This window comes from Sporosarcina sp. P18a (genome assembly GCF_002743135.1).
Lineage (GTDB): Bacteria > Bacillota > Bacilli > Bacillales_A > Planococcaceae > Sporosarcina.
The window spans coordinates 98,293-109,963 of the sequence record NZ_PDYQ01000008.1; the positions used below are offsets into that span (position 1 = coordinate 98,293).

At 41.0% G+C, this 11,671-nt stretch carries 9 protein-coding genes and 11 tRNA genes; 5 read left to right on the forward strand and 15 right to left on the reverse strand.

All coding sequences use genetic code 11. The annotated features are described in order from the left end of the window. The first annotated feature begins 3 nt into the window (after nt 1-3). On the forward strand, nt 4-846 hold the full coding sequence (locus CSV75_RS15225; protein WP_099676506.1) for an RluA family pseudouridine synthase: 843 nt from the start codon (nt 4-6) through the stop codon (nt 844-846). Between the two features lie 96 nt (nt 847-942). Here the strand turns inward: CSV75_RS15225 and CSV75_RS16605 are convergent, their stop codons facing one another. Next, nucleotides 943-1,875, reverse strand: a complete 933-nt coding sequence (locus CSV75_RS16605; protein WP_099676507.1) for a methyl-accepting chemotaxis protein — start codon at nt 1,873-1,875, stop codon at nt 943-945. Between the two features lie 32 nt (nt 1,876-1,907). Then, nucleotides 1,908-2,732, reverse strand: coding sequence for an aldo/keto reductase (locus CSV75_RS15235; protein ID WP_099676508.1), 825 nt, complete (start codon nt 2,730-2,732; stop codon nt 1,908-1,910). Between the two features lie 155 nt (nt 2,733-2,887). On the opposite strand from CSV75_RS15235, the gene CSV75_RS15240 reads away from it, so the two are divergent. Beyond that, entirely contained in the window at nt 2,888-4,186 is a 1,299-nt protein-coding gene (locus tag CSV75_RS15240; protein ID WP_099630605.1) for an NCS2 family permease, read from the forward strand. Between the two features lie 258 nt (nt 4,187-4,444). Here the strand turns inward: CSV75_RS15240 and trmL are convergent, their stop codons facing one another. Then, complete coding sequence (gene trmL, locus CSV75_RS15245) at nt 4,445-4,921, reverse strand: tRNA (uridine(34)/cytosine(34)/5-carboxymethylaminomethyluridine(34)-2'-O)-methyltransferase TrmL (RefSeq protein WP_099676509.1); 477 nt, start codon at nt 4,919-4,921, stop codon at nt 4,445-4,447. Between the two features lie 14 nt (nt 4,922-4,935). Continuing rightward, entirely contained in the window at nt 4,936-6,072 is a 1,137-nt protein-coding gene (queG, locus tag CSV75_RS15250; RefSeq protein WP_099676517.1) for a tRNA epoxyqueuosine(34) reductase QueG, read from the reverse strand. 55 nt (nt 6,073-6,127) lie between these two features. Between queG and CSV75_RS15255 the strand changes: the two genes are divergently transcribed. The 3 genes from CSV75_RS15255 to CSV75_RS15265 all read left to right on the forward strand — a co-directional run bounded on the left by CSV75_RS15255 (nt 6,128) and on the right by CSV75_RS15265 (nt 9,706). Further along, a complete protein-coding gene (locus CSV75_RS15255; RefSeq protein WP_099676510.1) occupies nt 6,128-6,829 on the forward strand; it encodes a B3/B4 domain-containing protein in 702 nt (233 codons plus the stop codon). Continuing rightward, on the forward strand, nt 6,829-7,344 hold the full coding sequence (locus tag CSV75_RS15260; protein WP_099676511.1) for a hypothetical protein: 516 nt from the start codon (nt 6,829-6,831) through the stop codon (nt 7,342-7,344). The genes CSV75_RS15255 and CSV75_RS15260 overlap by 1 nt, the downstream gene beginning before the upstream one ends. Before the next feature lie 706 nt (nt 7,345-8,050). Continuing rightward, nucleotides 8,051-9,706, forward strand: coding sequence for a ribonuclease J (locus CSV75_RS15265; protein ID WP_099676518.1), 1,656 nt, complete (start codon nt 8,051-8,053; stop codon nt 9,704-9,706). Between the two features lie 898 nt (nt 9,707-10,604). On the opposite strand, the gene CSV75_RS15270 is transcribed toward CSV75_RS15265, so the two are convergent. From CSV75_RS15270 to CSV75_RS15320, 11 genes are all read right to left on the reverse strand, one after another. Further along, a tRNA-Leu gene (locus tag CSV75_RS15270) sits at nt 10,605-10,685 on the reverse strand. A gap of 28 nt (nt 10,686-10,713) precedes the next feature. Then, a tRNA-Cys gene (locus tag CSV75_RS15275) sits at nt 10,714-10,784 on the reverse strand. Between the two features lie 7 nt (nt 10,785-10,791). Further along, nucleotides 10,792-10,866 (reverse strand) — tRNA-Gly (locus CSV75_RS15280). An 8-nt stretch (nt 10,867-10,874) separates the two neighbouring features. Beyond that, a tRNA-Gln gene (locus CSV75_RS15285) sits at nt 10,875-10,946 on the reverse strand. A gap of 4 nt (nt 10,947-10,950) precedes the next feature. Then, nucleotides 10,951-11,026, reverse strand: a tRNA-His gene (locus CSV75_RS15290). A gap of 52 nt (nt 11,027-11,078) precedes the next feature. After that, nucleotides 11,079-11,154, reverse strand: a tRNA-His gene (locus CSV75_RS15295). Between the two features lie 25 nt (nt 11,155-11,179). Then, nucleotides 11,180-11,250, reverse strand: a tRNA-Trp gene (locus CSV75_RS15300). 3 nt (nt 11,251-11,253) lie between these two features. Then, nucleotides 11,254-11,338 (reverse strand) — tRNA-Tyr (locus CSV75_RS15305). Between the two features lie 8 nt (nt 11,339-11,346). Continuing rightward, nucleotides 11,347-11,419, reverse strand: a tRNA-Thr gene (locus CSV75_RS15310). A gap of 7 nt (nt 11,420-11,426) precedes the next feature. Continuing rightward, nucleotides 11,427-11,502 (reverse strand) — tRNA-Phe (locus CSV75_RS15315). A gap of 47 nt (nt 11,503-11,549) precedes the next feature. Further along, a tRNA-Asp gene (locus CSV75_RS15320) sits at nt 11,550-11,625 on the reverse strand. Nucleotides 11,626-11,671: the final 46 nt, after the last annotated feature.

Consider the following 11,671-nt stretch of genomic DNA (forward strand, 5'->3'; position numbering starts at 1 on the left):
TAAATGACAAGTTTTCATTATACGACTACACAACCTGGCGAGACGATTGAAAAACTACTAAGAGAACAATGGCAAGGTGGTAAGAAATCTGTGCACCAAATGCGCATGGATAAAAGTGTAACGGATACAGATGGACAACCAGTGGATTGGAAAGAGCCCCTTCCGGAAGGCACGGAACTGGTCTTCGGTTTCACTGAGGCACAATCTGCCTACAAACCAGAAGCATTCAATTCCTTACGTGTACTATGGGAAGACGAACATATACTTGCCGTACACAAACCTGCAGGGGTGTCCGTACACCCGGAACACTTACCTGGTACCGGCACATTGATGAACGAAGTCATGGGTTATATCGAAGCAAAGAGCGGTACCTATGCAGAGCATATCCACCGATTGGATCAGCATACAGCTGGAGTTTTACTTATCGCAAAACATCCACTAGCGAAAACGATGTTCGACCGGATGTTGGAACAAAATCAAATCGAACGCTATTATACGGCTGAACTTGAAGGCCAGCTAAGAAAACCGCGTGGCACGATTAATATGCCAATCGGTAAAGATCGCTATCATGCAACAAAGCGTAGAGTATCACCATCCGGTCAATCCGCGGTCACGCATTTCAAGGTACTTGAACGTAAACCTGATACAACAATTGTCGAAGCCCGATTAGAAACAGGAAGAACACATCAGATTCGCGTCCACTTTTCCCATATGGGTCACCCCGTAGTGGGCGATCAACTATACGGCAGCGAAACGATGTCGAGAGGACCGTATAAGCTAGTCGCAACAAAGGTCGCTTTCACACATCCTATAACGTCAGAAATGATTGTAATAGAGACTGAATAAGACAAAACAGAGCTGTCCCAAGGGTCGTAAAGACCACTTGAGACAGCTCTGTTTTATTACCTGTAGCACGATGACTTCCGGGACATCTGTATTTTATTATTTCACTAACAACTGCTGAATACCGCTTTCCAAGCGCTTATCGACTTCTTTTGCATCCTCTATATGCTCTACAATAAGTTCATGTGCTGATGAAAATAACGAATTCGCCTTCTGCAACTCCTTCTGCATCAGTGCGGATAATTCATTTTGCTCCACGATCATCTTTTCGATAGATGAAATATCAAGCTGACTTTCTCGAACAGTCTCCAAGATATGATCAATCTTGGATGCAGTCTGTACACTAACCGCTACTCCTTGTTCAATCAACTTCGAGCTTTTCTTCGTAGCTTCCAATGCTTGCACTATTTCCTCTCTAAGAGAATTCGTTAACTGCTGGATATCCTTTGTACTGGTAGATGTGCTTTCCGCTAGTTTTCGTACTTCCTGTGCGACGACAGAAAACCCTTTGCCATACTCGCCTGCTCTTGCTGCCTCAATTGAAGCATTTAATGCTAGTAAGTTAGTTTGCGCTGCAATGTTTTCAATAACACCGACAATCGACTGAATTTCTACAGACCGATCACTCAATTGCGACATACTTTTCTCCGACTTTTCCATATGCATACCTAAGTCATTCATAACTTGGGCGGTCAATCGGACATCTTCTGCGCCAGTTTCCGCTTCTTCCACCATGTATATGGATTTTTCTTCTAAGGAATGACCATTTTCTTGCAACTGCAAAGAGGATACCATCGTTTTTTCACTTAATTCCTGTATTACATGAAAACTTGACTCGATATTGGATACTGCTTCACCTAAGACATTGTGCTGTGCATTCACTTTTTCATGTTGTGCAACTGCAGCAGTCAATTCTGTCTCTACTTGTTGGTAACGTCGGGTGTCTGTTTGTTCCACTTCAACATGTTCTGTTTGTATTATCGTTTTGTCTTCCATTACGCGTTTCTGCGGCTGTCGTCTAAATATCCCCATTCTCTTTCCCCCTTTTATCCTAACAGATACACTTAAAACGAATCTGGATCTGTACCTGTCCGTTCATCACGGTTTAACGCATCAATCATCGCCATATCAGAAAGTGTCAATTCAAAATCAGCCACTTCACTATTTTCTTGAATACGATCAAATGACACAGACTTTGGAATAACAATCAATCCATTTTGGAGATGCCATTTGATGATGACCTGAGCTACAGTCTTCCCATGTTGCGCGGCGATTGCAGTGAGTGTTGCATCCTCAAGAATTTGACCTCTAGCTAAAGGACTCCAAGACGTTACCGCAATTTGATGCTCCCTACAAAACAGACGTAACGGCTCTTGAGTTAGACGTGGATGGAGTTCTATTTGATTTACCATAGGACGAATATTAGCAATCGTAAATATCTCTTGTAAATGTGACGCGTGGTGATTGGAAACACCTGTTGATCGAATCAATTTTTCATCATATAGCCTTTCAATCGCGCGATATGTATCTACGTAGCTGCTGGCAACAGGCCAATGTGTCAAATATAAGTCTAGATAATTCATATCCAATCTAGTTAATGAACGCTCAAATGCACGTAGTGTTTCATCATATCCTTGGTTATCATTCCATACTTTCGATGTCACAAAGAAGTCTTCACGCGCAATACCGGTGTGACGAATTGCTTCCCCCACTGCTTGTTCATTTTCATAAATAGATGCTGTATCAATTGCTCGATAGCCCATTGAAACCGCTTTCTCAACAGCTTGAATGGTTTGCTCAGGTTCTGTCATTTTATAGGTTCCTAAACCGAACTGTGGCATTTGCACGCCGTTGCTCAGTATAACCATCTGATCAAAAATTGTTGTCATGAAAAATCCTCCTCTATAAACTCCTAGTGCAATTGTACATTATTTCGCAGAATTTACGAATGCTTTTTCGATATAACAGGTTGATTTCTTCTAAAAAAACGAATATTATTGTCTATGGACTTTATTATGTTCGTAATATAAGGAGAGAATACACAGTGTTCCAATTAAAGAAAAATCACACGACTGTCAAAACAGAATTACTTGCAGGAATGACAACTTTCCTGACGATGGTCTATATCGTCATCGTCAATCCAATTATTTTATCCGAAGCCGGTGTCCCATTTGATCAAGTATTTTTAGCCACCATTATAGCGACTGTGATCGGTACGCTTTGGATGGCCTTATTCGCAAACTATCCAATTGCTATTGCACCCGGAATGGGATTGAATGCATACTTTGCCTCCATTGTAGTTGGGTCTGACGGTCAACTCGACTACCTGACAGCTTTTTCTGCAGTCTTTATAGCTGGTCTAATCTTTGTCTTATTATCCATGACTTCTTTCCGGGAAAAGCTAATTGAAGAAATTCCCGAAAATCTTAAACACGGTATCACTGCTGGAATCGGATTGTTTATCGCATTTATTGGTTTACGTTTATCGGGATTAGTAGTTCCCCACGAGTCCAACATCGTTCAGCTAGGTGAACTTACCTCGCCTGCCGTATTACTGACATTGTTCGGATTGCTCGTGACCATTATTCTAATGAACCGCAATGTCTATGGTGCTATTTTTATTGGAATGATTGCAACAGGTATTGTCGCATTCTTTACGAAGCAGTTACAGTTCGATGGTATTGTGAAAATGCCCCACTTGCCTGAAGGTATTTTAGTGTGGAATCCAGTACTGGCGATGCAAGATGTTATTTCTTACGGTTTATACGGTGTTGTCCTGTCGTTTCTACTCGTCACTTTATTTGATACAACCGGAACAATGATTGGGGTAGCCAAGCAAGCTGGACTTATGAAAGGCAAATCTTTACCACGTGCTCGTCATGCGCTTCTAGCCGACTCAGTGGCCGCTACAGTTGGCTCAATGGTCGGAACCAGCCCAACATCCGCTTATGTCGAGTCGTCCTCTGGCGTAGCTGTAGGTGGGCGTACAGGGTTGACTACTTTAACAGTTGCAGTGCTATTCATAGCCGCAGCATTTTTCAGTCCTATCGTTAGCGCATTATCTGGTGTCGCGGCCATTACAGCACCTGCTTTGATTATTGTGGGTAGTTTAATGATCGGTGCGGTAAAAAATATCGACTGGGATTCATTTGACGAATCGTTCCCTGCATTTCTGGTTATTTTGACCATGCCGCTTACATCCAGTATTGCGACAGGTATCGCCCTTGGGTTCATTACATACCCATTACTGAAAATTACAAAGGGACAAGGTAAACAAGTTCCACTATTGATGTATATCTTTGCCGTATTGTTCACCTATCAATTGCTTTTCTTGCCTCATTAAGATTTGTTAGTAACCTGTCACATAAAATGCCGAAGATTATTTCATTTATATAATTTTTACGGTATACTGTAAGAAGGACTATTGATTTCATAGGAGGTACAAACAATGAGACTAATTCTAATTATTGCTGTTTGTTTTGCATTCTTATCTGCAATCTTGACTGGCGGATATGAAAATAAGCCAGGCGAATCAAAAACGAATCAAATGAAGTAAAATAGAAAAGGGATTGGCCATGAGCCAATCCCCTTTTTTTATACATTACGTTAAATGTGCAAAACGCTGTTGACGAAGTGCTTCATAAATAAGAATTGCAGCAGTATTCGACAAGTTCAATGAGCGGATATGCTCATCGTTCATCGGAATGCGTAAACAACTTTCTTTATACTGATCCGTTATTTCATTCGGCAACCCGGTAGTTTCTTTGCCAAACACAAAGAAGATATCCTTGTCGGTATCCGAATAGTCAAACGTATCATAGCTCGTCTCTCCGAATTTTGTAATAAAGTAAAACTCGCCTTCTGGATAGGTGTCTAGGAACTCTTGAATTCCCTCGTGATACGTAATATCAACATGCTCCCAGTAGTCCAGTCCAGCGCGTTTCAGCATTTTATCCTCAGTGGAAAAACCAAGCGGCTTGATTAAATGGAGAGCCGTATCGGTGCCCGCACAAGTACGTGAAATATTTCCCGTATTCGCGGGGATTTGTGGTTCAAATAATGCTACGTGAATCGTCATCTTACTACCTTCTTTCAATTAATATGCAACAGTTCCATAGCTTGCGTAATTTCACTTATTACAAACTCATCTTCTTCAATGAGCAACACTTCTTTAAGCACCTCATGCCCTTCCGTCGTGCCAATTTCCCCAAGTGCCCATGCGGCTGTTCCTCTAATCATGGGGCGTGGGTCTTCTTTTATTAATCTAGTTAGTTCTGGTATCGCCGATTCATCTTTAAAATGAGCCAATGCAATCAGTGCATTTCGTTGAATGGGATTCTTTCCACGCCAAGAACCTGACATATGGCCATACTGTTCCTTAAATTGCCGGTTTGATAATGACAAGAGTGACAGTAACAAAGGCTTAACGAGCTCGGGCTCAGGTGTGAATGCTAGTTGGTGTGTATGATTCATTCCCTTGTTTTTCGGACAGACCGTTTGGCATGTATCACAGCCATACAAGCGATTCCCAATCTTGTGCCGGAATTCTTCAGGCACAGGCTTCTTCGTTTGTGTCAAAAATGCAATACAACGCTGGGCATTTAATTGTCCCGGCTGTATTATCGCACCCGTAGGACAAACATCCAAGCATAAATTACAGTCTAGACATTGATCTTCCATCGGCTCATCTGGTATAAATGGCAGATTCGTAATCATCTCGCCTAGATAAACGTACGATCCAAACTCCGGTGTAATGATCGAACAGTTCTTAGCCGACCAACCAATACCCGCACGTTCTGCTACTGCGCGATCTACCAGCTCTCCTGTATCCACCATAGAACGAAGCCGCGCATCCGGTACCTTAGTAAGAATAAATAATTCCAGCTGTGCTAGTTTGTCACGCAATACTGTATGGTAATCTTCACCCCATGAAGCCCTACAAAATATACCACGGCGCTCCCCTTTTTTCCCACGGGGACTATCCGATAATTTCGATGGGTATGCAACTGCAATAGCAATAATACTTTCTGCCTGATCCAGTAATAATAAAGGCTCCGTTCGCTTCTCTATATCCGGCTCCTCAAAACCAGATTGATAATTCAATCGTTGCTGTTGTTTCAGACGATCCTTTAATTTTACAAACGGGGCTGCTGTCGTAAAACCAATTTTGTCTATTCCAATGGACGCCGCAAACGTTCGTATTTCAAGCTGTAGCTGAGCGACATTCACCATTCCCCGCCTCCCTTATGATAAGATGAAATAAAATTACAAGTAGGTGATACTGATGCAACTTACTATTGATTCTTCTATATTTACGAAAATTCCGGATTTCAAATTAGGCATAATCTATTATAACAAAACAATCGTCTCTGCATCACCTCAGATGCTAAAAGGGCGACTACAATTATTTCAAGAACAACTCTATTTCCAACTACTTGATAAAGATGTTACCGATTTCAACGGTTTAGCAGAATGGCAATCCATCTGGACAACTCTCGGAGCAGACCCATCAACTAAGCCGCCAGCTCTTCAGTTACTCTTACAACAGATCCAAGACCGTCACTATACATCTTCCTTCCATAGTGCAGAAGATCTGAATACGTTCTTTTCCTTGCAATACGAAATCCCAACAGTGATTTATGATGCTGATAAAATAGCCGGTGATGTTATTTTGTCGGTCGGCACCGCGCGAGATGGCTACGAAGGATTGAATAATCAATTCAATACCTTTGAAGACATCTTGCTCCTAAGCGACGGTTATAGTCCGTTCGGTAGCCCGTATATTGATTCTATACGAACAGCCGTAACCGAAGAAACTGAAAACATCATTCAATTACTCTTTATTCGTCCTTCATTGGATCAAGACAAGGCTCGGCAGTTAGCCGAAGCTTGCGGTAAAATGTTCACTAGCATAAACGGTGGAGACTATCGAAGTTCTGTATTGGATAGTCAAAATCCTAACTTTATACTAACAAACGAGGTGTAATCTTGAATATTACATTAGCCGAAGGAATTAAATTAAAAAGTATTCTGTCAAGGCAAATACGTGAATTAGAAACAGAAGCACAACGTGTGGCTTTCATAACAGTAGAAAAAGGGGCACCCCGTCCTATAATCAGCCGGAAATTAGAAGATGTAGAAGCTGAGATGGAACAAGTAAGAATAGATCAACGTAAACTAGACTATCTCATTTACGTAGCAAACAGTACCCATACAGTAGAATTCGAAGACAAACAACTACCATTAGTTGAAGCTATTGAACTGGCTATCCAATTGCGTGCAAAGTCTTCATACTATAAACAGTTCTCTTTAGCGAGTAAAGAAGAAATACAATATGGTTTTGCCGAATCCACGACGATTTATCGTGTAGCATTGTTTGATCCGGAAGAATATCGTCTACGCGCGCAGCAAGCTGAAAAAGCAGCACACCAACTATCGAATCGCATCAACATGAAAAACTACACTATCACTCTTAACTTTGATGGCACTAATTACTTTTAACCTCAAAAAGGTGAGACTCCTTTTTGAGGCATAGGGTGGGGAATATGAACACAAACTTGCTAAAACCAATCACTCGTTACCCTTTACACATTGACCAATGACCTATAACCAACCATGTCCATGGCAATGAACCCTTACTGAGTAACATCCTTTCATATTTCTCCTCTATGGCCTGCTGCCTGTCGAAATGACAGACAGCAGGTATTTTCATATTTGTTCATTATAAAAAAGTAGCGGGACACAGCTAGCCAGAAGCTGACGGCCTTCGAATGACCGAAATAATGGCAAGCGTTTTATCAAACTTCACTTTATAAACTGGATCACATCACCTAAATAAGGCAAGTTGAATTACATCAAACCACTGAATTCCGATGCTTGTTTGGAGGCATTTAATAAAAGCTCTATAGGCTTCTCTTGATTACCTTTTATAGCGAATCATTACTTTACGTACTCTAGTCATTCAGACACTTAATTCTTCCTGGGCTAAACTTACTTCAATCGCTTTCCTATCTATTACCTTCTGCCAATTCTCTTCTTCCTAATCTAAATGCGCTTCCTACATAAGAAATAAGCGGAGTAAAACCACCTTTGTCCATACTACATAAAATTCATTATTATGAGCATCTTAATCGACAGGAACTTAATCTACGTCGAACTTATTGAAATAACTTATTAGGAGGTTTTTATTTTGAATATAGGAGATAGCATGTTATCCATTTTTGCTCTAGGTGGTATAAATGAAATCGGTAAAAATATGTATGTACTCCAATATGAAAATGATATTATCATTATTGACTGTGGTGCCAAGTTCCCAGATGAAACTTTATTAGGCGTAGATTTAATTATTCAAGATATATCATATTTACAAAAAAACAAAGATAAAATTCGTGCATTGATTGTAACTCATGGGCATGAAGATCATATCGGTGGTATTCCATACTTACTAAAACAGTTAAGTATTCCCGTGTATGCGACTAAATTGACACTTGGTTTAATTAAATTGAAATTGAAAGAACACGGACTTCAACGTGTAACGGAACTTAATGAGATTAATGCGGATTCGAACATCGAAGCGGGTAGGTTAAACATGACATTCTTCAATGTAAATCATAGTATACCGGATTGTTTGGGTATTGCGATTCATACACCAGAAGGGACTGTGGTACACACAGGCGACTTCAAATTTGATTTAACACCTATAAATGAGAAATATACAGATTTTCATAAAATGACCGAAATTGGGAACCGTGGAGTCCTGCTTCTAATATCCGAAAGTACTAATGCTGAACGCCCGGGTTTCACACAATCTGAACGCGTCGTTGGCGAACATATTGAAGATGCATTTCGCAAGGCCGACCAAAAGATATTTATCTCTACATTTGCATCGAACGTTTATCGTGTTCAGCAAATCATTAATGCTGCTCTTAAAACAAATCGAAAGGTTGCGTTGCTTGGAAGAAGTATGGTGAATATAGTATCCGTTGCGGCAGAACTCGGATACTTAAAAATACCTGATGGCACCTTGATAGAGACAAATGAAATCAAGCGAATAGCACCTGATAGGGTTGTTATTATATGTACAGGCAGTCAAGGTGAGCCTATGGCAGCTTTATCACGTTTATCCACCTCAACGTACCGTCAAGTATCTGTATTGGCCGGAGATACCGTCATTCTGGCCTCAATCCCTATACCTGGTAACGAAAAAAGTGTGTCACGCATCATCGATAATTTATTCCATTTAGGGGCCAAAGTGATCTATGGATCCGGTAGCGCATCGGGTATGCATGTCTCAGGACATGCCTTCCAAGAAGAATTAAAACTCATGCTCACTTTGATGAAGCCAACATATTTTATTCCCATTCATGGTGAATTTCGTATGCTTCAGCAACATCGAACATTAGCCGAATCGGTTGGCGTGAAAAGTGAGAACATCTTCATTATTAACAATGGAGATGTTGTAGATATTACGAATACTGTTGCTAGTCAAACCAGACGGATACAAGCTGGGAATGTTTTCGTGGATGGACTAGGTGTTGGAGACGTGGGAAAAATTGTATTACGTGATCGTAAATTGCTTTCAGAGGAGGGAATGTTGATTGTTGTGATTTCCCTAAGCAAAACGGATGGACAGATCATTTCAAATCCGGATATAATTTCCCGTGGGTTCGTATATGAACGGGCTGCGGAAAATATTTTAAATGAAGTGAATCGGCTAGTTATTACGATCGTTGACGAATCAAGACACTCGAATGGGGATAAACGAAACGACTTAAAACATACTCTAAAAAAGTCAATTGAAAAATTCTTATATACCCAAACAAAAAGAAGACCAATGATCCTACCCTTCATAATAGAAATATGAAGAAGGTTCACAAGCTGAAAATATTGTTAATTTAAAAACCTTTAAATAAATAGAGAAATACTGTGAAAAGACATTGACCAAGACGGTGCCAATTAATGTTTTACCAATTTCAACTATGGTAATCCCCACGATTGCTTGATAGCATGACAGTACATCTGTATACTTCGCTTTGTTGTTTGGGATACTCTCCACTCTAGCGAACGCAGATGTTTTTTTGTACTCATTTTTAACTCATAACTGATTTTACTGTTAATAATGCTTTGTATCCCTCTTACTATAGAAAGATACTAAATAATCACGCTATATCAAGCAAGATTGAAACGTGTTTTGTAAAAGTCATAAGTTTATTGACGTTCACTTCAATTATTGTCGTGTCCAATCTCCCTCCAAAAAATTAATATGCGTAACTATTGATTTTTGAAAAATATAATCGCTTTTGCTAGTGAACTTTTATTCTAAGCTATTACAGGAAAAATCCGCTTTTGAGATAGCTGTTTTCTTTTCAAAATATATGATAAAACGATACCTATTTAAATAGATTATTAACCTAATTATGTATTTAAAATATTTTTCTATGTTTAACATTACACTCATGCTAACATGTTTTGAGCGGCATGTAATCCAATCTAAGGACTTCTATGAACTATGTCAGCGAATGAATTGGACAAACGAATGTATAGAAAAGTTGGAAGTCCATTTTGCACATGTGGAACGAAATGAGAGAAGACGTTAAAGAAGATGCAGTTTAGATCTTTGAGAATATGCCAATATGAAGATTTCCAAAACACATCGTGTTCTGTCGTATTTACTCAAAATAAAAAGCATCTACGAACGTTATGATATCAACGTTTGTAGATGCTATAGGTCTTACTCAAATTAACACAATAAGACTTGGTGATACCCGAGGCCGGACTTGAACCGGCACGCCTCGCGGCATCGCATTTTGAGTGCGACGTGTCTGCCATTCCACCACTCGGGCACGTGTAAAGTAATTATATAAAATTATAAGGCGGCAACCGGAATCGAACCGGTGGTAAGGGTGTTGCAGACCCGTGCCTTACCGCTTGGCTATGCCGCCAACATAGTGGAGCGGAAGACGGGATTCGAACCCGCGACCCCGACCTTGGCAAGGTCGTATTCTACCACTGAACTACTTCCGCAAAACTAACTGGGGTAGCTGGATTCGAACCAACGAGTGACGGAGTCAAAGTCCGTTGCCTTACCGCTTGGCTATACCCCACTAATGGGGCGGACGAGGGGAATTGAACCCCCGAATGTCGGAATCACAATCCGATGCGTTAACCACTTCGCCACGCCCGCCATGTTATGATCACTTATAGTATAATAATGATTGTTAATGCTTTTAAAAATATGGGGCGGACGAGGGGTATCGAACCCCCGAATGTCGGAATCACAATCCGATGCGTTAACCACTTCGCCACGCCCGCCACAGTAATTATTTATTTGAAAATACAGGGGCAGTAGGAATCGAACCCACACCAAAGGTTTTGGAGACCTCTATTCTACCGTTGAACTATGCCCCTAAATGGTGGTGGGGGACGGATTCGAACCGCCGAACCCGGAGGGAGCGGATTTACAGTCCGCCGCGTTTAGCCACTTCGCTACCCCACCAGTAAGGATGCCGGCGAAAGGACTTGAACCCTCAACCTACTGATTACAAGTCAGTTGCTCTACCAATTGAGCTACACCGGCATATAAATGGTGGCTCAGGACGGAATCGAACCGCCGACACAAGGATTTTCAGTCCTTTGCTCTACCAACTGAGCTACTGAGCCACATTTGTTATTTTTCAAAATGACGCTTTTGAAGCGTATGTATAAAATGGCGGTCCCGACGGGAATCGAACCCGCGATCTCCTGCGTGACAGGCAGGCATGTTAACCGCTACACCACGGGACCTTGGTTGCGGGGACAGGATTTGAACCTGCGACCTTTGGGTTATGAG

Bases quoted from the DNA above. Each gene is read 5' to 3' on its own strand.
- CSV75_RS16605 (WP_099676507.1), bottom strand. From the start codon at position 1,875: ATGGGGATATTTAGACGACAGCCGCAGAAACGCGTAATGGAAGACAAA.
- CSV75_RS15235 (WP_099676508.1), bottom strand. From the start codon at position 2,732: ATGACAACAATTTTTGATCAGATGGTTATACTGAGCAACGGCGTGCAA.
- CSV75_RS15255 (WP_099676510.1), top strand. From the start codon at position 6,128: ATGCAACTTACTATTGATTCTTCTATATTTACGAAAATTCCGGATTTC.
- trmL (WP_099676509.1), bottom strand. From the start codon at position 4,921: ATGACGATTCACGTAGCATTATTTGAACCACAAATCCCCGCGAATACG.
- CSV75_RS15225 (WP_099676506.1), top strand. From the start codon at position 4: ATGACAAGTTTTCATTATACGACTACACAACCTGGCGAGACGATTGAA.
- CSV75_RS15265 (WP_099676518.1), top strand. From the start codon at position 8,051: ATGTTATCCATTTTTGCTCTAGGTGGTATAAATGAAATCGGTAAAAAT.